At 64.7% G+C, this 21,113-nt stretch carries 13 protein-coding genes, 4 tRNA genes and 1 riboswitch; of the genes, 5 read left to right on the plus strand and 12 right to left on the minus strand.

Going from position 1 to position 21,113, the window contains the following annotated elements; genetic code table 11:
• Positions 1-52: 52 nt before the first annotated feature.
• The 4 genes from ACPEE1_RS09925 to ACPEE1_RS09940 all read right to left on the minus strand — a co-directional run bounded on the left by ACPEE1_RS09925 (position 53) and on the right by ACPEE1_RS09940 (position 3,718).
• Positions 53-916 carry a PoNe immunity protein domain-containing protein gene (locus ACPEE1_RS09925; protein WP_423936228.1) on the minus strand — a complete coding sequence of 288 codons (864 nt, stop codon included), beginning with the start codon at positions 914-916 and terminating at the stop codon, positions 53-55.
• Positions 917-1,133: 217 nt separating this feature from the next.
• Positions 1,134-1,970: an alpha/beta fold hydrolase gene (locus ACPEE1_RS09930; RefSeq protein WP_116924213.1), complete on the minus strand. Its 837-nt coding sequence runs from the start codon at positions 1,968-1,970 to the stop codon at positions 1,134-1,136.
• A gap of 27 nt (positions 1,971-1,997) precedes the next feature.
• A complete protein-coding gene (locus tag ACPEE1_RS09935) occupies positions 1,998-2,420 on the minus strand; it encodes a GNAT family acetyltransferase (RefSeq protein ID WP_260719740.1) in 423 nt (140 codons plus the stop codon).
• Positions 2,420-3,718, minus strand: a complete 1,299-nt coding sequence (locus ACPEE1_RS09940) for an O-acetylhomoserine aminocarboxypropyltransferase (protein ID WP_182342189.1) — start codon at positions 3,716-3,718, stop codon at positions 2,420-2,422. Before ACPEE1_RS09940 ends, ACPEE1_RS09935 begins: the two co-directional genes overlap by 1 nt.
• A gap of 139 nt (positions 3,719-3,857) precedes the next feature.
• Here ACPEE1_RS09940 and ACPEE1_RS09945 point away from each other — a divergent pair, with 139 nt between their 5' ends.
• Positions 3,858-4,310, plus strand: coding sequence for a CBS domain-containing protein (locus tag ACPEE1_RS09945; RefSeq protein WP_021028721.1), 453 nt, complete (start codon positions 3,858-3,860; stop codon positions 4,308-4,310).
• A 113-nt stretch (positions 4,311-4,423) separates the two neighbouring features.
• Here ACPEE1_RS09945 and ACPEE1_RS09950 read toward each other — a convergent pair whose 3' ends face one another.
• Positions 4,424-5,749: a citrate synthase family protein gene (locus ACPEE1_RS09950; RefSeq protein ID WP_182342186.1), complete on the minus strand. Its 1,326-nt coding sequence runs from the start codon at positions 5,747-5,749 to the stop codon at positions 4,424-4,426.
• A gap of 196 nt (positions 5,750-5,945) precedes the next feature.
• Here ACPEE1_RS09950 and ACPEE1_RS09955 point away from each other — a divergent pair, with 196 nt between their 5' ends.
• Together ACPEE1_RS09955 and aroC are read left to right on the plus strand one after the other, a co-directional pair.
• A complete protein-coding gene (locus tag ACPEE1_RS09955; protein ID WP_182345746.1) occupies positions 5,946-7,343 on the plus strand; it encodes a CoA transferase in 1,398 nt (465 codons plus the stop codon).
• A 48-nt stretch (positions 7,344-7,391) separates the two neighbouring features.
• On the plus strand, positions 7,392-8,495 hold the full coding sequence (gene aroC, locus ACPEE1_RS09960) for a chorismate synthase (protein ID WP_116924209.1): 1,104 nt from the start codon (positions 7,392-7,394) through the stop codon (positions 8,493-8,495).
• A 77-nt stretch (positions 8,496-8,572) separates the two neighbouring features.
• On the opposite strand, the gene nrdR is transcribed toward aroC, so the two are convergent.
• From nrdR to ACPEE1_RS09975, 3 genes are all read right to left on the minus strand, one after another.
• Positions 8,573-9,064: a transcriptional regulator NrdR gene (gene nrdR / locus ACPEE1_RS09965; protein WP_116924208.1), complete on the minus strand. Its 492-nt coding sequence runs from the start codon at positions 9,062-9,064 to the stop codon at positions 8,573-8,575.
• 20 nt (positions 9,065-9,084) lie between these two features.
• Complete coding sequence (glyA, locus tag ACPEE1_RS09970; RefSeq protein ID WP_423936233.1) at positions 9,085-10,329, minus strand: serine hydroxymethyltransferase; 1,245 nt, start codon at positions 10,327-10,329, stop codon at positions 9,085-9,087.
• A gap of 57 nt (positions 10,330-10,386) precedes the next feature.
• Positions 10,387-10,549: riboswitch (ZMP/ZTP riboswitch) on the minus strand.
• Between the two features lie 150 nt (positions 10,550-10,699).
• Positions 10,700-11,674 carry a lytic transglycosylase domain-containing protein gene (locus tag ACPEE1_RS09975; RefSeq protein ID WP_182342181.1) on the minus strand — a complete coding sequence of 325 codons (975 nt, stop codon included), beginning with the start codon at positions 11,672-11,674 and terminating at the stop codon, positions 10,700-10,702.
• A gap of 1,203 nt (positions 11,675-12,877) precedes the next feature.
• Between ACPEE1_RS09975 and ACPEE1_RS09980 the strand changes: the two genes are divergently transcribed.
• Positions 12,878-16,897 carry a DUF748 domain-containing protein gene (locus tag ACPEE1_RS09980; RefSeq protein WP_423936235.1) on the plus strand — a complete coding sequence of 1,340 codons (4,020 nt, stop codon included), beginning with the start codon at positions 12,878-12,880 and terminating at the stop codon, positions 16,895-16,897.
• A 251-nt stretch (positions 16,898-17,148) separates the two neighbouring features.
• Positions 17,149-19,923, plus strand: coding sequence for a DUF349 domain-containing protein (locus ACPEE1_RS09985; RefSeq protein WP_423936237.1), 2,775 nt, complete (start codon positions 17,149-17,151; stop codon positions 19,921-19,923).
• A gap of 188 nt (positions 19,924-20,111) precedes the next feature.
• On the opposite strand, the gene ACPEE1_RS09990 is transcribed toward ACPEE1_RS09985, so the two are convergent.
• From ACPEE1_RS09990 to ACPEE1_RS10005, 4 genes are all read right to left on the minus strand, one after another.
• A tRNA-Leu gene (locus tag ACPEE1_RS09990) sits at positions 20,112-20,196 on the minus strand.
• Between the two features lie 172 nt (positions 20,197-20,368).
• Positions 20,369-20,453: transfer RNA gene (locus ACPEE1_RS09995), tRNA-Leu, on the minus strand.
• A 370-nt stretch (positions 20,454-20,823) separates the two neighbouring features.
• Positions 20,824-20,908, minus strand: a tRNA-Leu gene (locus ACPEE1_RS10000).
• Positions 20,909-21,023: 115 nt separating this feature from the next.
• Positions 21,024-21,108, minus strand: a tRNA-Leu gene (locus ACPEE1_RS10005).
• Positions 21,109-21,113: the final 5 nt, after the last annotated feature.

Raw genomic sequence — 21,113 nt, forward strand, 5'->3', positions numbered from 1 at the left:
CTGCCCATCAGCGGCCTACCTGATGGCGATGCGCAGAGATCGCTGAAGCCGCTCAGTGGGCGGCGAAGCTTGCCTCATTGAAGGCCAGGCGCTGGCGCGCCAGCGCCACCATGTCGGCGGGGTAGCTGCTGTAGGCGGTCAGGGTGCTGTCGTCCAGCTCGTACAGCACCACCAGGGCGGCGACTTCCCAGGCCCAGCGCGGGTGGTGCTCGCCCATGCCAATGAGCCGGCCAATGGCGGCCAGCGCAGGGTGCAGCTGGCTGCTGTAGTTCTCGTCCAGATAGGCTTGCAAGGGCTCGGTGCCCAGCTCGGACTGCTCGAAGAAGGCGGTCAGATCGGCATAGGGCTTGGGGCAGAAGACCTGGGCGGAGGCTTCGTCCTTTTCGCAGGCGACGGCGCTCAGGTAGTCGAGCAGGCAGTCACAGCGGTTGCCCAATAGACGCTCGACAATGCCGGGAATCAGCTCCTGGCGCTCGAGCAATACCGGCAGCGCCAGCAGTTGCACGGCAGCCGGGTAGCTGTTGGAGGCGGGGTTGATGGGTTGGCGCGCTTGCGCCGGCGCTGCGGCATCGTTGCGCATGAAGACCGCATACTCATTGCACCAGTGCAGCACATGCTCGAACAGGCTTTCCATCGCGCGGGGCGGCAGGCCCCGGCTGTAGGCCAGATCCAACAGCGCCAGCGATTGCAGCGCCGCGCGGCACCAGCCCGCCCGGGCAGCGCGTTGGCTGTCGGCGTCCAGATCCTGCACATCCAGACCATAGTAGCCATGGCTGGAGAATTCATGCAGGCTTGACAACTGGTCCGCCCAGGTCTCTGCCCATCGCTCCAGGTCCATGTCCACGCGTGGCCGCAGCAGATGCCAGGGTTGCGCCTGGCAGTGTTGCAGCAAACAGGGAAGGGCCTTGTATTGCATAAGTCGTATGTATCGGGTCTGCAGCTTTTCGGATGCAGCTGTCTGGGCCTCCATCGGCCTGGCAGATAGGCTAACGCATTTGATGCCCGCATTGCGGCATTTTTTGCGGTGGCTTACGCCTTCTTACGCCAGATACATACTTGATATTCTGCTATAAAAACAAAAGCAATATCGCAATTGCAAAGCTGATAGCGGGACGGATCGCTGCGGCAGGCCCTCAGGCGGGAAGCTGCGGCGCTGCGGCCTGTGCCTGCAGAAAATGGTGGATCGCAAACAGGGTCGCGTCGGGTGACTCGGTCATCTGGTTGTGGCCGCTGGGCACCATCTGGACCTGCACTTGCTTGCCAGCGGCTTTGGCGGCGTCCACCAGGCTGCGCGCGGCGCGGGCAGGCGTCATCTGGTCTTGCTCGCCCAGCACAAACAACACCGGGCAGGCGAGGGCGGCCATCGCAGCCTGGCCATTGCGGTAGCTATCGCAGGCCACAAAGCCGGTGTGCAGCAGGTTGGTGTCGCCGTTGCTGGCCTGCACGCGGCGGGCCAGCGCCATGCCGGCACCAAATACCCAGCTGCCCGCGCCTGAGGGTGGGGCCAGGGTTGCGCGCGAGAAGGTCTGCACCATGGCAATCGCCTGGTCGGTAGCGCTGAGCGCTTGCTCGAGCAGAGCGGGGGCGACCTTCATCGGGTCGGCCGTGCCGACCAGCACCAGGTGGCTGATACGCGCGCCCAGGCGTGCGGCCGCTTCCATCGCTATCAGGCTGCCCCAGCTGTGGCCGATAAGGGCCGCCTGCTGCAGGCCTGCGGCATCGAGCAGCTGCGCGATGGTCTCGGCCGCTTCTTCCACCGTGCGCGGCGCGGCGCCGGCACTTTTGCAGTGGCCGGGCAGATCGATGGCCAGCACGTTCCAGCCATGGTTGGCCAGGTAGCGGCTTTGCAGCGCCCAGACGCTGTGGTCGCACAGCACGCCGTGGATAAAGATGGCAGTGGGCTGGTTCGCATCCAGCGCCTTGCCGCCGGTGTAGGCATACAGGTCGGCACCTTGTACTTGGATTTGCATGTCTGTGCTCCGATGGTGTGGCTGAGGCTAGATGTCGGCAATCAGGCGTTTGCCCAGGCTCACGGTCTGGTCGTTGGCATAGCCCAGGCTTTCGTAGAAGGCGATCACCGCCTCGTTGCCGGCGCGCACCTGCAAGTTGAGCTTGGGGCAGCCCAGCGCCGTGAGCTCGGCTTCGGCCCGCTGCATCAGCTGGCGCGCATGGCCCTGGCGCTGGTGCCGGGGGTGCACGGCCAGGTAGTTGATCCAGCCGCGGTGGCCGTCGTAGCCGACCATGATGCTGGCGATCACCGCGCCTTGTTCATCGACACCGACCCAGAACAACTCGGGCGAGACGCTCTGCTTGCGCGCAATGTCCTTGTGCGGGTCGTTCCAGGGGCGGGTCAGGCCGCAGTCGTTCCACAGCTGAACGACGGCAGGCGCATCTTGCGGTGCAAAGACACGGATTTCCATCATGCGGCCTTCTCTGCGGCCTTGAGCGCGCGCTTCAAGTCATCGATCAGGTCGTCGGCGTCTTCTAGGCCGATGGACAGGCGGATCGTGCCCTGGCTGATGCCCGCTTGCGCCAAGGCGTCGTCGTGCATGCGGAAATGCGTGGTGCTGGCCGGGTGGATGACCAGCGAGCGGCAGTCGCCGACATTGGCCAGGTGGCTGAAGACCTTGAGCGTCTCGATGAACTTCTTGCCCTGGTTGCGGTTGCCGGCAATGTCAAAGCTGAACACCGAACCTGCGCCGCGCGGCAGCAGCTTTTGCGCCAGCGCGTAGGAGCTGTGGCTCTCCAGCATCGGGTGGCCCACGCGGCTGACCATCGGGTGGCTGGCGAGGAACTGCACCACTTTTTCGGTGTTGCGCATATGGCGCTCCATGCGCAGCGGCAAGGTCTCGATGCCTTGCAAGATCAGCCAGGCGCTGTGCGGGCTCATGCAGGCGCCAAAGTCGCGCAGGCCTTCGCGCCGCGCGCGCAGCAAGAAGGCGCCGGTGGTCGATTCCTCGCTGAACACCATGTTGTGAAAGCCGTCATAGGGCTCGGTCAGCTCGGGGAAGCGGCCCGACTTTTCCCAGTCAAAACTGCCGCCGTCGACCACGATGCCGCCAATGACGGTGCCGTGGCCGGAGAGAAACTTGGTGGCCGAGTGGTAGACGATGTCGGCGCCATGCGCAAAGGGCTTGATGAGCCAGGGCGAGGTCAAGGTGGAGTCGACCAGCAAGGGCACGCCGGCCTCATGGGCCATGGCCGAGACGGTGGGGATGTCCAGCACATCGAGGCCGGGGTTGCCGACGGTCTCGCCAAAAAACAGCTTGGTGTTGGGCCGCACCGCAGCGCGCCAGCCGTCGATATCGCCGGGTTGGACAAAGGTGGTCTCGATGCCAAAGCGGGCCAGGGTGTAGTGCAGCAGGTTCTGGCTGCCGCCATAGAGCGCGGTGCTGGCAACGATATGGCTGCCCGCGCCCATCAAGGTGGCAACCGACAGGTGCAGCGCGGCCTGGCCGCTGGCCACCGCGATCGCGCCCACACCGCCTTCAAGTGCCGAGACGCGCTGCTCCAGCACCGCATTGGTGGGGTTGCTGATGCGGCTGTAGACATGGCCGGGCCGCTCCAGATTGAAGAGGCTGGCTGCGTGGTCGCTCGACTCGAAGACGAAGGAGGTGGTCAGGTGGATGGGGACGGCGCGAGCCCCGGTGGCCGGGTCCGGCTGGGCGCCAGCGTGCAGACTCAGGGTGTCAAAGCCGGGGTCGGTGTAACCGGGCATGGCGTATCTCCGCGATGTTGTCGTTCTGGACGGGCATTGTCGGCTATATTTAGCAGACCTGGGCGGGCAGGCCTGTCGCCGATGCGTGTGCACGCAGGTGGGCCCCGCCAGCATCGGAGAACGGTACAAGGAGACACCCATGAAAGTCAGCGATATCCTCCGCCTCAAAGGCAACACTCTCTACACGGCCAGCGTCAACGACCCTCTGGGCGACGCGATCCAGACCATGGCGGAGAAGGACATTGGCTCACTGGTGGTGATGGAGCACGGCGATGTGGTGGGCATGTTGACGTTCCGCGAGGTGATCGTGGCCATCGTCAACAACGGCGGCACTGCAGGCAATATCCTTGTGCGCAGCGTGATGGACGACGCACCGCTTACCTGCACGATGGAAACCGACATGGACGAGGTGCGCCGCATGATGCTCGACCGCCATGCCCGCTACATGCCGGTGATGGACAAGAAGATGCTGATGGGCGTGATCAGCTTCTACGACGTGGCCAAGGCCGTCGTCGACAGCCAGAATTTCGAGAACAAGATGCTCAAGGCCTATATCCGCGATTGGCCGGTGGAAGGCGAGACGGATTCTTGATGGGGGACCGGCGCAGCTTGGCGGCTGAGCCGGCGACTTCCACAACCGCTACTGCAGCGGCCCGCGAGGCCGCTTTTTTGCGCCTTTGCTTTGGAACAGATGCTGGGTATTGGTCAGAAACGGATGATGCGCCCGGGGATGCGGCCGACCGTGTTATCGGTGGAGGCTGGGTTCTCAGCCTGAGCATCTGTTTGCGCTGGCAGGCCCACATACTGGGCGCGGGGGCGGATCAATTGGCCGCTGTCGCGCTGCTCCAGCGCATGGGCCAGCCAGCCTGCCGTGCGGCCCAGTGCAAACAGCACAAAGGCAGCGCCCGCGGGCAGGCCCAGGCCGCGCTGGATGGCGACCAGCGCATAGTCCAGGCTGGGGTGCAGGCCGGTTTGGCGGTGCACTGTTGCCAGCAAGGCATTGCGGTGCGCATCGGCCGGCAGCAGGCTGATGAGGCGCTGGCTGCGCGGGTCGCCTGCCGGGTAGAGCGGGTGGCCAAAGCCTGCGCAGTAATGCGGGCTGCCATGGGTGCGGGTGTCGGCCAGCAGCTGGGTGAGCGATGGGTGCAGTGCATCGCCAGCCCGTGGCGCCGCATGCCAGTCGTCCCAGTGCTGGTCGATCACCGCCGTCATCCCCCCGTGCAGTGGGCCGGTCAGCGCGGCGAGACCTGCGCCCAGACTGGCATGCAGGCTGGCGCCGGTTGATGCGACCACCCGGGCTGCAAAGCTGGAGGCATTGAGCTCATGGTCGGCGCACAGCACCAGCGCCTGGCGCAGGGTGCTTTCGCCGGCGGCATCCACACGCCAGAGTGCAGCGAGCTGCTGGTGGACCAGCCGTTCGGCCTGGGGCGGCGCAGCACCAGGAGGCGGCGGCAGCCCCGTCAGCACCCACAGCATCTGCTGGAGCAGCGGCCGGGGCCAGCCGGGGCTGGCCAGCGTGGGCTCGCTGGTGGGCAGGCTGTGCCAGGCGCTGAGCGCCTGGTCGGGTGACCGGGGTTGTGGCACGGGCGATGCTGCGGACGCCTTGGTCGGGGCCATGCGGGCGCTGCTGGACTGCGCCGCGATGGGCTGGCCCAGCAGCAGCGCGGCGGTGTCTTCCAGGCTGGCGTGCTGCGCCCATTGCAGGGCATCGCGCCCCCGGTAGTACAGCTGGCCTTGGGCCACCTGTGTGATGGCCGAGCGCAGCACGGGTGTGCCCCAGTCGAGGGTGGAGCGGGCGAGCTGCGCGGGGTTGCGCACGGTGTGCCGCTGGCGCGCGAGGCGCTGCACATCGATGCGGGCATAGACATGGCCGCGCAGGCCCGGTTGGCGGTGCGCCTGTAGCAGGCCCCGGCTGACATAGGCGTAGAGGCTGGCGCGCTGCACACCCAGCATCGCGGCGGCCTGCTGGCTGCTGAGCCAGGGGCTGTCGTCTTCGGAAGGTGGGGTGGGAGAGGGACGTGAAGCAACCATGGGCCATGCTACTGCAAGGCGAGTTGAATGGTATGTGTATCGGCCCAATCAAGATTGACCCCGGGGTGCGGCAGGTATGCAATGGCGGCCATGTGCCAACCAGGAGAACGTCTTGCCAACTACTAACAACCACAGCCCCACCAGCCACCACCTGGCGCAGCAATCGCTGCATGCGGCCATACAGGCCAGCGTGCACATGCTCTGGCAGCAAGCGGGCCTGCCAGCGCAGGCTTTGGAGCAGGGCGCTTTGGCGCTCAGCGGCGATGGCGCTGCCTACCCCTCGAGTTTTTGCCTGGATGTGGCAGCGCCTGCGGCCGTGGCGGCCAGCGGCCTGGCCAGTGCCTTGTTGTACCAGCGCCGCCAGCAGCGGGCCATGCCCCAGTTCCAGGTGGATGTGGGCCATGTGCTGGCCGAGTGCAGTGGCTATTTCACCTTGGACGGCGAGCAGCCCAACCTGTGGGCGCCCATCTCGGGCCTCTATGCCTGCGGCGCCGATGTGGGCGAGCCGGGCTGGCTGCGCATCCATGCCAATTTTGACCACCACCGCGATGGCGTGTTGCGGCTCCTGGGCCTGCCCACGGGCGCTGCCACCACGCGGCAGCAGGTGGCGGACGCGCTCCAAGGCTGGACGGCGCAGGCAGCGGAGGAGCGCGCCGCAGCGCTGGGCCTCGTGGTGGCAGCTGCGCGCAGCCCTGAGGCCTGGCAGGCCCATCCCCAAAGTGCGGCGGTGGCCGCGCAGCCCTTGCTGTCGATCACGCAGTTGGACAGCGACCAGCCCGCCGCGCCCCGCGATGGGCCCGCGCCTGCCCAGCACCGGCCGCTTGCTGGCCTGCGCGTGCTGGACCTGACCCGCATTCTGGCGGGGCCCGTGGCAGCCCGCAGCCTGGCGGCGCAAGGGGCCGATGTGCTGATGCTCAATGGGCCGGGTCTGCCCAATATCGAGGCCATTGCCGATATGAGCCGGGGCAAGCGCTCGGCCTTGCTGGATCTGAAAACCCCGGCAGGCCAGCAAAAGATGGCCGCGTTGCTGGATCAGGCCCATGTGCTGCTGCAAGGCTACCGGCCGGGCGCGCTGGATGCGCTGGGGCTGGATCCGCAGTCTGCCGCCCGGCAGCGGCCGGGCATCGTCTATGCCAGCCTGTCAGCCTATGGCCGCAGCGGCCCCTGGGCCGACCGGCGCGGCTTTGATTCGCTGGTGCAGACCGTCTGCGGCATCAACTGGGCCGAAGGCCAGGCGTTTGGCAGCGCGGGGCTGCGGGCGCTGCCGCTGCAGATTCTCGATTACAGCGCGGGCTTTTTGCTGGCCTTTGGCATCCAGGCTGCGCTCTACCGCCAGGCAAAGCAGGGCGGCAGCTGGCATGTGCAGGTGTCGCTGGCGCGCGTCGCACAGTGGTTGCAGTCCATGGGCCAGCGGCCGGTAGCCGCTGCGGCGGCTACGGCACCCAGCGGCGCGCCGCCCGACGCCTATCTGGAAGAGATGGACACTGGCTTTGGCCGCCTGCGTGCGGTGCGCCACAGTGCGGTGCTGCAGGGCCTGCCAGGCGGCTGGCCCCATGCCGGCCAGCCGCCTGGCGGTGACCCGCCCCGCTGGTGAGCCCTGTGGGGCTGCGTGGGGCACCGGCATCAGTGATAATGGCGGGCTATGAGCGGCAATACCTTCGGCACCTTATTTACTGTTACCAACTTTGGCGAATCCCATGGCCCCGCAATTGGCTGCGTGATTGACGGCTGCCCACCGGGCATGGCGTTGAGCGAGGCAGATATCCAGCAGGACCTGGACCGCCGCCGCCCCGGCACCAGCAAGTTTGTCACCCAGCGCAATGAGCCCGACAGCGTGGAGATCCTCTCGGGCGTCTACGAGGGCAAGACGACGGGCACGCCGATTGCGCTGCTGATCCGCAATACCGACCAGCGCAGCAAGGACTACTCCAATATTGCGCAGAGCTTTCGCCCCGGCCATGCCGACTATGCCTACTGGCACAAGTACGGCATCCGCGACCCGCGTGGTGGTGGCCGCTCCTCGGCCCGCCTGACCGCGCCCACCGTGGCCGCTGGCGCCGTGGCCAAAAAGTGGCTCAAAGAGAAGTTCGGTACCGAGTTCCGCGCCTGCATGCTGCAGGTGGGCGAGGTGGCCCTGCCTTTTGAGGACTGGTCGCATGTGCCTAACAACCCGTTTTTTGCGCCGGTGGCCGATGTGACCCGCTATGAAGACTATATGGATGCGCTGCGCAAGGCGGGCGACTCCTGCGGCGCGCTGATCCGCGTGCAGGCCAGCGGCGTGCCGGTGGGGCTGGGCGAGCCGCTGTATGACAAGCTCGACGCCGACATCGCCTACGCAATGATGGGCCTCAACGCCGTCAAGGCGGTCGAGATTGGTGCCGGTTTTGACAGCGTGGCCCAGCGCGGCACTACGCATGGCGACTCGCTCAGCCCCCAGGGCTTTCGCAGCAACAATGCCGGCGGCATTCTGGGCGGCATCAGCACCGGCCAGGACATCGAGATCCGCATCGCCATCAAGCCCACCAGCTCGATCATCAGCCCGCGCGAGTCCATCGATACCGAGGGCAAGAGTACCGAGGTCATCACCAAGGGCCGGCATGACCCCTGCGTGGGCATCCGCGCCGCACCGATTGCCGAGGCCTTGCTGGCCATGGTGCTGATGGACCATGCGCTGCGCCACCGCGCCCAGAACAGCGATGTGGTGCAGGCGGTGGGGCCGATTGCCGCCGAGGCGCCGCAAGACTGACAAGGCGCAGCCCGGGCCGGCTCCGTGGCTGGTCTCCAAAGAAAAATGCGAACCCAGGGTTCGCATTTTTTTGTGCCTCAGTCCTTTTTACGGGCGCTGTCTTTCCTGGGCTCGGGCGGCGGGGTCGTTACCTCGTCGACGATGGACTTGAACTGGTCAATGTCCTCGAAGCTTCGGTAGACGCTGGCATAGCGGATGTAGGCCACCTTGTCGAGCTTTTGCAGCTCGGCCATGACCAGCTCGCCGATCAAATGCGTCTGTACCTCACGCGCACCCAAGGTGCGCAGCTTGTCCTCGACATGCTCGAGCGCCAGGTCCACCTTGTCGATGGGGACCGGGCGCTTGCGCAGCGCCAGGCTGAACGAGCCGCGCAGCTTGCTGCGGTCGTAGTCGATGCGCCGGCCGTCCTTTTTGACGATGACCGGCAGGCTGACCTCAGGCCGCTCATAGGTGGTAAAGCGCTTTTCGCAGTTGCCGCACTGGCGCCTGCGCCGTACAAAGCCGCCGTCTTCTGCAACACGGGTCTCCACCACCTGGGTATCGGGATGGCTGCAGAAGGGGCATTTCATAGGCGCGGGCGCAGGTCAGATCAGCGGTAGACGGGGAAGCGTGCGGTCAGGGCGTTGACCTTTGCGCGCACGGCAGCAATGTTGGCCCCGTCCCGTGGGTTGTCCAGCACGTCGGCGATCAGGTTGGCCGTGAGGCGCGCTTCTTCGTCCTTGAAACCACGGGTGGTCATCGCGGGCGTACCGATACGGATACCGCTGGTGACCATCGGCTTTTCCGGGTCGTTGGGGATGGAGTTCTTGTTGATCGTCATGTGGGCAGCGCCCAGCACGGCTTCGGCTTCCTTGCCGGTGATGCCCTTGGCGCGCAGGTCCACCAGCATCACGTGGCTTTGGGTGCCGCCAGAGATGATGCGCAGGCCGCGCTGGGTCAGGGTCTCGGCCACGATGCGGGCGTTGGTCTTGACCTGCTGGGCATACTGCTTGAACTCAGGCGTCAGCGCCTCCTTGAAGGCCACGGCCTTGGCTGCGATCACGTGCATCAGCGGGCCGCCTTGCAGGCCGGGGAACACGGCCGAGTTGATGGCCTTCTCGTGCTCAGCCTTCATCAGGATGACGCCACCGCGCGGGCCGCGCAGGCTCTTGTGGGTGGTGGTGGTCACCACGTCGGCGTGGGGCACGGGGTTGGGGTATTGGCCAGCGGCGATCAGACCGGCATAGTGGGCCATGTCCACCATGAAGATCGCGCCCACATCCTTGGCCACCTTGGCAAAGCGGGCAAAGTCGATTTCCAGCGAGTAAGCGGATGCGCCAGCGATGATCAGCTTGGGCTTGGTCGCGTGCGCCTTCTTTTCCATGGCGTCGTAGTCCAGCTCTTCCTTTTCGTTCAGGCCGTAGGAGACGACGTTGAACCACTTGCCGGAGATGTTCAGTGGCATGCCATGGGTCAGGTGACCGCCTTCGGCCAGGCTCATGCCCATGATGGTGTCGCCGGGCTTGAGGAAAGCCAGGAAAACCGCTTCATTGGCCGATGCGCCGCAATGGGGTTGCACATTGGCAGCATCTGCGCCAAACAGTTGCTTGACGCGGTCGATGGCCAGCTGCTCGGCGATATCGACAAATTCGCAGCCGCCGTAGTAGCGCTTGCCGGGGTAGCCTTCGGCGTACTTGTTGGTCAGCTGGGTGCCTTGGGCCCACATCACGGCAGGGGAGGCATAGTTTTCGCTGGCGATCAGCTCGATGTGCTGCTCTTGGCGCTGGTTTTCGGCCTGGATGGCCGCAAAGAGTTCTGCGTCGGTCTGTTCGACAAGGATGTTACGTTGGTACATGGCGGTCGTTGGAGTCAGAAGTGAGCCCTGCCTGCCAACAGTGAGGTTGGCGAAAACAGGGGCTGCCCAGGCGCACGGCTAACACGTGGCGGGTGCGGGGGGCGATGCGCTCGCCCTGGCACTGCACGGTACGCTCCCCGGTGGTTGCTGCAGGCCGGGCCTGCATTCCACGTCAACAATCCGGTCATACAGATGTCTATCGCCAGTCGCGTACCCGGCTAGTGTAGCCGAGGCTGCACAGGCCTGGGGCAATGGGTTTATCGCCACGTCTGGATAAAAACCGGTTCAGGGAAGCTGTGCCAAGGCCAGAAAAAACAAAAGCACCCCGCAGGGTGCTTGTGCTAACAGGGCGACGAGCCGGAGGGGCAGATCAGGAACCCATGGCCACGGCGGTGGCCTCGGCCTTGGCCGCTGCTGGCAGCGCGGCTTGCTTGTCAGCCAGGGCCACGGTTTCAGAAGCGTTGCCTGCAGCTGCGCTGTTGCTGGCGGCCTTGGCCTTGTCGGCCACGGTACCGGCTGCGGCGGGCGTATCCGCCTGGGCCGACAGTGAAGGCTTGGCAGCGGGGGCCACCGGTGCCTTGGGCGTGTTGCTGCGGCCTTCGGCCACTTGCTTGATGCGGAAGTGCTCGGCCATCACCTTGGCGGCGTAGCCCCCGTCGGTCGGCAGGTTGGCTGCGCCCACATAGTATTTGAGGCCGCCTTCGAGCGAGCCGGCGCGCTCGATGCACTCCTGCAGCACCTTGACGCCCACGCGCAGATTGGTCACCGGGTCAAAGGCTGCAAAGTGGCCGCCGAAGTGCTCGTACTTGTCGGTGTGAATCTTGGTCATCACCTGCATCAGGCCTTGCGCACCCACCGAGCTTTGGGCAAAGGGGTTGAAGCTTGACTCCACGGCCATGATCGCCAGGATCAAGGTGGGATCCAGCTTGGTTTCCTTGCCCACGAGGTAGGCTTCGGAGACGAGCACGGCCAGGGGCTCAGGCGCCACGCGGTATTTCTTGGCCAGCCAATAGGCCACATTGGCCTGGTTGCGGGGCAATTGCTGGGGGTTGCTGGCGGTGGCACGGTCCACGGCCGCCACCATGGCGGCATCGTCGCCATTGGATGCGTCCGCATCGGCACCTGCCAGGTCAACGGCTGGCGCATGCGTGCGGGCCTGCAGCCAGCTGCGCAATTGCGCCTCGCCGGCGTGGCGCAGGTCATCACGCGACACCAGGGTGAGGGCGCAAAACGCCACTACCAGACCGATCAAAGCAAAACTGTTGTGTGCCATGGTCATCAGACCACGGCTGATGGTGGCGCTCAATGAGCGCGCACCGGCATCCACTTGCGCGGGAGCCGTCATAGGGATTTTTCCTTTCTAAGTCCTGCCACCTCCAACAAAGAGCCCGGCGGATAGTGCACCGGGCTGGGGTCTGGCAGGGTGGAGCCGCACTGTCCTGTGCGGTCTCCGGCAGGCTGTCTGCGTTGCAGACGGCCCTTGTCGTTTCAAGCACGCTCTTGCGTGTCAGGGGCTACGATCAAAACACCGTGAGGGGTGTTGACTAAAAAATCAGCAATCAATGCAATGGGCTGAATTCTAGAAGCTTGCTTAATACTCAGTCAACACTATTGAATTGAAAAATGAGAAAAAAAAGTAATAAAAAAACGTGTATAGCGGTTCACCGCAGGGCCGTATCCGGGCTGGGGCGGCAGCCATCCCTGCACCTAGGATGGCAGGCAGAAAAAGCACCGGATCGGGGGCCTGTTGGGGACCCCGTTTTATGGGTTCAATAGCTTATATTTAATCTTTTAAATACATTGATTGATATAAAGGATGCAGCAAAAAGTCAATCTTTATCAAATGCTGCGCGGCTGTTGTGCTCTGTTTTTGGTGTAGCGAGTCGCTCCATTTGCGTTTTTTCAGCCTAGGAGGGAGCCCGGGTGCCGCCTGCCAATAGCTGCAAGGAACCGTTGCGGGCCGCGCAAAACACTGGCCTGATTTGGGCGGGCAGGTCTTGGTCATCATGCGGTCATCTGCGCACGCACAAATTTCACATCAAAAGGCCAAAAAACTGTATAAAAACCAGGATAAAACAGCCAATAACCCATGGCTACTTCAGGTTTTTGGCATTTATACCTGGGTGAAAAATAGATGGACGCAAAAAAGCAGGGCCTGGCGTGTGTTTTTACGGCTCCGCGCTGCGGTTTGGCATGCCGCAGTGTGAAAAGCACGGCGGTGTTCAGGGCGGGCGGACGGGCGGATGCCCGATCCGGCTGTTGGATCCGTGCATCGCGGCAGCGCCCCCTGCTGCTCTCTCGACCCTGGCCGTGGTGCTACCACAGGGCGCGCCGCCATAGAAACTGCGTCTGTCCTCTATATATATAGAGAGGCACACCGTTTCCTGGGGCAGTCTGCAAGACTTGAACGATTGTGAACGAGCTACCGATGCCGCTTTTGTGTGCTAAGCCAGCGCCGCTACAGCGGCTTATTTGTGCACAATGGATCTTGGGCCTGCCATGGCTGCCATGGGGTGGGCCGTACTGACTCAGAGTGAGGATCATCGCCGTGAGCGAAACGCAAGAAACAAACAAGAAAAAGGTCGTCGCGATGCGCTGGTTGCGCCGGCTGGGATGGTGCCTGCTGGCGCTGCTGCTGCTGTGGGCGCTGTCGTGGCTGCTGCTGCCCTGGCTGCTGCGCACCCAGGGCGAGAAGCTGGGCACGGAAAAACTTGGGCGGGCGGTGCATATCGGGGCGGTGGAGTTCAAGCCCTGGTCGCTGGAGCTGACCGTGCGCGACCTGCAGATCGCCGGGCCCCAGGCGGACAGCGCGGCAATGCTGGCGGTCGAGCGCATCTATGTGGATGCCGATATCCAGTCGGTGTTCAGGCTCGCACCGGTGCTCGATGCCATCCAGGTGGACAAGCCGGTGCTGCGCATCGCGCAGACCGCCCCCGGAAAATTTGATTTTGACGACATACTGCAAAAGCTGCGCAGCCCTGAGCCCAAAGCCGATGACGGCAAGACGGCGCACTTTGCGCTCTACAACATCGAGCTCAAAGACGGGCAGGTGGCCTTGCGCGATGACACGGTGGGCCAGACCCATGAACTCCAGGGTCTGCAGCTGGGCATTCCCTTTCTGAGCAACCTCGAATCCAAGCGCGAGATCAAGGTGCTGCCCCAGCTGGCCTTTGTGCTCAATGGCAGCCAGTTTGCCAGCCATGCCGAGGCCACGCCTTTTGCCGATGACCGCAAGGCCGAGGCCAAGTTTGCGATCAAGGACCTCGACCTCCAGCCCTATCTGGCCTATATCCCCGCGTCCTTGCCCGTCAAGCTGGTGGCCGGCGTGCTCAATGCCGACCTGGCTCTGGCCTTTGAACAACGTGAAAAGACACAGGTGCGCCTGAGCGGCGAGGTGCATGCCAGCGCTGTGCAGCTGCACGACGCGGCCAACGGCGAATTGCTGGGCTGGGAGCGGCTCGATGTGCAACTGGCCGATGTGCAGCCCTTGCTGGGGCAGGTGCATATCGCCCAGCTGGCGCTCGATGGGGCGCAGCTGTCGCTCAAGCGGGGCAAGAATGGCCAGCTGAGCCTGCTCGATGCCCAGGGCCAGGCACTGCCGCGCCGGGCTGAGGATGCCCCGCAGGCCGCCAAGTCCACAGAAACCGCTGCCGCCGCAGACAAGGCAGAGCCTGCAACCTCCGTGGCCAGTGCAGATGGTGCAAGCCCCGAAGCGAAGGCTGACAAGGCCGACAACGCGGACTCTCAGGCAGTCGCTGCAGAAGCTGGCGCATCCGCAGGCAAAGCCAGCAGCGGCCAACCTGCCTGGTCGGTGCGGGTCGATGCGCTCAAGCTCAGCCGCCTCAAGGGAGTCTGGGTCGATGAAAGCGTGCCACTGCCCGCGCGCGTGCAGCTCGATGACTTCAGCATGGAGGCGCAGCAGATTGCCTGGCCCTTCAAGCAGCCTTTCAGTTTTGAGGGTTCGTCGGGGCTCTCGGGTGCGCAGGGCGTGCCGTCTACCGGCCGCCTGGTGTTCTCGGGCAAGGCGACCGACCAGATGGCCGAGGTGGATGTGACCACCACGGGCCTGCCGCTGCAGTTGGGGGCTTCTTATTTGACCGGCGTGATTGAGCCGGGCCTGCTGGGCACGATAGACAGCGAGATGCACCTGAGCCGCCTGGGCGCGGCGCTGAAGCTGACGCTGGCGCAGATGCGCGTATCGGACGTGGCCCTGCAGTGCAACAGCAAGGCCAACTGCGCGCCCCATGGCCCGGCCATCGGCCTCAAGGGCAAGAACAACCTGCTGGAGCTGCGCCAGCTGCTAGTCAAGGATGCCGTGCTGGACACCGAAGCCCAGCAGGTCAAGCTCGGCTCGGTGCAACTGGTTGAGCCGGTGCTGGGCGTCTCGCGCGCCAAGGACGGCCGCATGATGTTTGAAGACTGGCTCGTGGCATCGCAGGCCCGCCAGAGCGAGGCCAAGGCGCCCGCAAAGCCTGCTACTTCTAGCAAGGCCGCAGCCAGCAAACCCTGGGATGTGCAGCTGGATGTGATCGCCATCAAGGGCGCCCAACTCGCCTTCCAGGATGAATCGACCGCACGCAAGGTCGCCTTTCGCCTGACCGGCTGGGATCTGGAGCTGCGCGACTATGCGCCGCTGGCGGCCAAGTCCAAGCCCTCGCCGCTCAAGCTCTCGGGCCGGATTGGCAGCGGCCGCGCCGAGCCCGGCCGCATCGCCTATGACGGCAGCCTGGGTCTGGCGCCAGTGTCGGCCGTGGGGCGTCTGAATGTGAGCCAGCTGCCCGTTCACGCCTTTGAGCCCTATGCGGCGGCTCTGTTGCCGGTGCGCCTCGTGCGCGCGGATGCCAACTTCCGGGGCACGGTGGACTTCAGCCAATCGGACAAGGGGCCGGTGCTGCATATCAAGGGCGATGCTGGGCTGGATGATGTGCGCGTGCGCCCCCTGGTGGCCGCCGCAGCGCTGGTCAGCGGTGATGATGCCAGTGATGACGATGGCAATGGCGCCAGCGAGACCGGCCGCAAAGCGGCTGCACCTGTTGCCAACCGGGGTACAGGTACCTTGGGCATTGGGTTGATGGGGGCGGGCGATGACCTGCTGAACTGGAAGCTGCTGAGCCTGCGCGCCCTGGCCGTGGACATGGTGCCGGGCCAGCGCATGAAGGTGCAGGTCGGCGAGACGGCCTTGACCGACTTTTATGCGCGCCTCGTGGTGCAGGAGAACGGCAAGCTCAATCTGCAGGACCTGGGCGGCAGCAGTGCTGCGGGCGCTGGCAATGCGGCGGCGCCATCCGAAGGCGTGGTGGTCGAGGCCTCGGGCGGCGCGGCAGTCAGCCCACCGGCCTCGCCTGCCAGCCCCGAGCCAGCCACCGGCCCGATCATCGACATGGGGCCGATCACGCTGGCCGGCGGTACCGTCAAGTTCAGCGACCAGTTTGTGCGGCCCAACTACTCGGCCGACCTGTCCGAGCTGGCCGGGCGCATGGGCGCGTTTTCGTCCGAGCCGACGGCCGGCCAGTTGCAGCTGGCCGAGCTAGAGCTGCGCGGCAAGGCAGAAGGCACCGCGTCGCTGGAGATCACCGGCAAGCTCAACCCGCTGGTCAAGCCGCTGGCGCTCAATATCCATGGCAAGGTGCGCGATCTGGAGCTGTCTCCGCTGACGCCCTACAGCATCAAGTACGCCGGCCATGGCATCGAGCGCGGCAAGATGAGCGTGGACGTGCAGTACGACGTGACGCCCGAGGGCATGCTGACGGCCAGCAACAAGCTGGTGCTCAACCAGTTGACCTTTGGCGATGCGGTGCAGGGCGCGCCAGCGAGCCTGCCGGTCAAGCTGGCTGTGGCCTTGCTGGCCGACCGCAATGGCGTGATCGACCTGGACCTGCCCATCAGCGGCTCGCTCAATGATCCGCAGTTCCGCCTGGCGCCGATCATCTTCAAGGTGATTGGCAACCTGATCATGAAGGCGGTGACCTCGCCCTTTGCGCTGCTCTCGGGCGCCTTTGGTGGCGGCAGCGAAGCCAGCCATGTGCCCTTTGCCCCTGGCAGTGCGGTGCTGGATGCGGACAGCAAGCAAAGCCTGGATAAGGTGGCCAAGGCGCTGGAAGACCGCCCGGCGCTGCAGCTGACCGTTGCCGGCCAGGCCGATCTGGAGCGTGAGAAGGACGGCTGGCGCAAGGCCCGCATCGATGACCTGGTGCTGGCGCAAAAGCGCCGCAGCGCTGTGCGCGCCGGTGGCAAGCCTGAAGACGTGCAGGCCGTGAGCGCTGCCGAGTACCCCGCCTTGCTCAAGGAGGTGTACAAACGTGCCGATATCCAGAAGCCGCGCAACCTGGTGGGCATGGCCAGCGACATCCCGGTGGCCGAGATGGAAACCCTGCTGCTGACCAGCATCAGCGTGCCCGACAATGCGATGCGCGAGCTGGCGCTGGCCCGGGGCGTGACGGTGCGTGACTACCTGGCCAGCAAGGGCGTCAAGTTGGAGCGCCTCTTCCTGGGCAATGCCAAGACCGAGGGCTTTGGTGAGGACAAGGACTGGACGCCGCATGCCGAGCTCAGTCTGGCGCCGCGCTGAGCGCTGACACGCCATTGAACAAGGGCTTGGCCGCAGGGCGCCAGCCCTTTGTTTTTGGCCATGCTGCGGCCGAATTACCTGATAGCGATGCCCGTGTGCTTGGAGTCCTTGCCAAACCGGGTCAAAATAGCACCCTGGATGCAGGCTAGGCAGTTTCGCAGAGACTCCCTTGGGCCGGCTTCCCTCTTTTTTATGTGCCAATGGCTGCATTGCGCTGCGATGCAGGCCGTATTTACGACTGAACTGACTCCATGTTCCCCTTTATCTCGCGCAACAAGACGCCCGAAACCCCTGAGCCCGCACCCGCACCCGCCAAGGCGGCCGCTGCCCCCCATCCCCTCGATGGCGTCACCGGTGGTGCTTTCTCGGCTGCCACCTCGGGCGAGCGTGCAGCCAAGGTGCGCGAATGGCTGGCGACCAACCCGGGTGCCGAGCAGCTGCAGGAAGTGTTCAAGGAGCTGTCTGCCCGCGACAAGGGCGCTGCCAAGGCTATCCGTGAGCGCATGGAAGAGATGCGCCGCGCCAAGGGCCAGGAGGCCATCGCCGCGGAATGGGCCGAGAAGGCCGAGAAGCTGCTGGGCGCCTCCAAGCTGAACATTGCCGATGCCCTGGCCTGGCAGCGTGACGCCGCCAAGGCTGGCGCGCCGCTGTCGCGCGAGCCGCTGGCCGCGCTCAAGATCCAGCTGGCCGACCGCATCAAGACGATTGAAGACCTGCAGCACCGCGTGCAGGTGCAGCGCGAGGCCGCCGTGCTGCTGGCCCAGCGCGTCGAAGTGCTCTCCACCAAGTCCTACAAGGATGCCCAGGCTGCCCAGGCGGCACTGGCCACCGATGTGCAGCACTGGCAGGACCAAGCTGCCGTGCTCGAAGGCGATGCCAGCTGGGGCAGCGTCGAAGCGCGCTACCCGAGCATGCTCGACGCCTCCAAGTCGCAGCTGCTGCTGGTCTGGGATGCGTTCCAGTCCGCCCTCAAGCAAACCCTGGCTGCCGCTGAAGATGCGCAAGCGCCGCTGCCCACGGTGCCGGTCTGGGCCGACGAGATCCGCGCCGGGCGCGGCCTGCCCACCGAAGTGGAGCAAGCTGCCGCCCGTGCCGCTGCTGCCAAGCCCGCTGCCGACCCGCAGGAAGCCAAACGCGCCAAGCATGCGGTGCAAGAAGCGCTGAAAGCCTTGCAGGCCCATACGGCCGAAGGCCATGGCAAGGGCGCATCCAGCGCGGCGCAGCAGCTGCGCGCTGCCCTCAAGCAGCACGGCAAGCTGATCGACCAGGACCTGGAATCGCAGGTCAACACCGCGCTGATCGCCGCCGGTGAACTCGAAGGCTGGCAGCGCTGGAGCGCCGACAAGGTGCGCGAGGAGCTGCTGGCCAAGGCCCAGGGCTTGCTCGCCCGCCCCGAAGGCCAGGAGCTGGGCGGCCGCAAGCTGCAAGAGGCGCTGCGCCAGCTGCGCGAGGACTGGAAGAAGGCCGACCAAAGCGGCCCCACCAACCATGCGCTGTGGAAGAAGTTTGATGAGGCCTGCAACGCTGCTTACAAGCATGTCGAGGTCTGGCTGTCCAAGGTGCGCGAAGAGGGCGCCAAGCACCGCGCCGAGCGCGAGGCCCTGATTGCCGAGCTCAAGGGCTGGGTCGAGGCGCACAAGCCATCGACCGATTGGAAGCGCATTCAGCGCGACCTGTTCCAGTTTGGTGACCGCTGGCGCGCCAGTGGCCATGTGGGCGAAAAGGCCTATGCCGAGCTGCAAGAGGCCTGGAAGACCGCGCTGCACGAGGCCTCTGCGCCTTTGCATGCAGCCCAGAAGCAGAGCATTGCGCGCCGCGAAGCCATGGTGGCCCAGGCCGTGGAGCTGGCCGCTGCGCCCAACCTGAACATTGACGCCGTGCGTGAGCTGCAGCGCCAGTGGCAGACCGAAGCCCAGTCCGTGCCGATGGACCGCCGCCATGAGCAAAAGCTCTGGGATGCGTTCCGCAAGCCACTCGATGAAGCCTTTGCCCGCAAGACCCAGCAGCGCGAACGTGTGCAGCACCAGCTGAGCGCCCGCGACCAGGCCGTGCTCGACGCCTCCAAGGCGCTCGAAGCGGCCAACCACAGTGGCGATGCTGCCCAGATCCAGGCCGCGCTCGATGGTTTGCAGCAAGCGCTGCAGGCCCAGCAAGCCCCAGTGGCGGCCGAGCCTGTTGCCGCTGCACCAAAGGCAGCGGCGCCAGAAGCGGTTGCAGCAAATGCGGCTGCTGTAGATGCGGCAGCACCAGTGGATGCGGAGCAGCCAGCAGAACCTGCAGCCCAGGAGGGTGCCGATGCAGAGGCCGCTGCTGCTCCGGCACCAGCGCCAACACCTGTGGCCCCCAAGCCCGTGATTGCCCAGCGCAGCGGCGATGACCGCCCTGGCATGCGCCGTGATGCGCCCGCAGCCGCTGGCCGCCCCGGCAAGCCTGGTGGCGATCGCCGTGACAGCCGCGATGGCCGCGACAGCCGTGGCCCGCGCAGCGACCGTGGCCAGGAACGTCGTGGTGGAGATGACCGCTTTGGCCGGGGTGAGCGCATGGACCGCGCGCCGCGCGAAGACCGGGGCCCCCGTCTGGGCGATGCCGCCTTCCGCGCCCAACGCGATGCGGTGGAGCATGCCCAGGCTGCGCTGCGCAAGCTCGCCACCCAGGCCCATGGCCAGGCACTGACGCAGATGATGGATGCATGGAGCAAGCGCGATGCCGCGCTGCTGCCCCAGGCCCAGGATCTGGGACGCCTTGCCAGCGGCTCGCGCAACAGCTGGAGCCAGGCCATTGCCGCGCCTGCTGCCGGTGATGGCCGCGAAGCCATGCTGCGCCTGGAGATGGCAGCGGAAGTGCCCACCCCTGCCGAGCACATCAATGCCCGCCGTGCACTGCAATTGCAGCTGCTGACGCGCCGCAATGATCCTTCGCCGCAAGAGACCTGGCAGCAGGATGTTGCCAAGGTACTGGCCACCAGCAGCGACGAGGCCTCGGCCCGCCGCCTGCAAAATGCCTTGAAGGCTTTGCTGAAGAAGTAAGCCTTCTACAGCGCCGCCCTCACAACGCCCTGTGCTTGAACGCCAGGGCGTTTTTTATGGGCCTGGTGCTGGGCTTACCTGGTGGAGAGGGGAGTGAAGGGCGGGTCCTGTGGTGGCTGCGGGCTGGCAGCTTGCGTGCAAGCAGACAACAAAAAAGCCATTGCACATGGGTGCAATGGCTTGATGTTTGGTGCCCAGGAGAGGACTCGAACCTCCACGATGTTACTCGCTAGTACCTGAAACTAGTGCGTCTACCAATTCCGCCACCTGGGCTTTCAGGATGGAGCAATTATAGGAGGGTGTTGGTGGCGGTTTTAGAAAAACTGCAAAATTTTTCTCAAAAAAGATAGCGTGAGACTGCGGGTGGCTGTGCGCTGCCGCAAAGCATGCCCGGCCCAAAGCAAAAAAGCTGCTGCACATCGTGTGTGCAGCAGCTTTTGCTGTTTGGTGCCCAGGAGAGGACTCGAACCTCCACGGAGTTACCCGCTAGTACCTGAAACTAGTGCGTCTACCAATTCCGCCACCTGGGCTTTCAGGGAAGCCGCAATTATAGGGGTGATTTTTGACCGCTTCGGGGCAAATTCGGAAAATTTTTCAGAGCGCCGGGTGGGGGTGCCATTTCGCTCAGCGGCTGCCCCAGTTCCAAGGTGCTGCGAGCGGTTGCAGTGGCTGGTGCCGGCCAGGTTTGGCAAGTGATGCAAGCTGGCATGGCGCCCAAGAGAATACGGCATCACTGTACAGAGGAGTGTGGCGAGGGGGGGGGTCTGCCACCTCTGCAGCTGATGGTGTGGTGCCTGCCGAGCGCAGGCTATATCGGGAGCGCAAAGATGCGGTTTGCGCCGTCGATGCCCATCGCAGACAAAGAAAAAGCCGCTGCACGAAAGTGCAACGGCTTATGTCTGGTGCCCAGGAGAGGACTCGAACCTCCACGATGTTACTCGCTAGTACCTGAAACTAGTGCGTCTACCAATTCCGCCACCTGGGCTGATGATGCAGGGCAGTGCCCCTTATCGACTTTCCTAAAAAACCACTGTTGAACCAGCCCGTTAAGACTGATTTTTCACCGTTTTCACAAAACAAGTTGTACTTGTCGTTAAACTTGGTGCCCAGGAGAGGACTCGAACCTCCACGGAGTTACCCGCTAGTACCTGAAACTAGTGCGTCTACCAATTCCGCCACCTGGGCATTTC

This window comes from Comamonas sp. 23, assembly GCF_049601575.1.
GTDB classification, from domain to species: domain Bacteria; phylum Pseudomonadota; class Gammaproteobacteria; order Burkholderiales; family Burkholderiaceae_C; genus Comamonas; species Comamonas squillarum.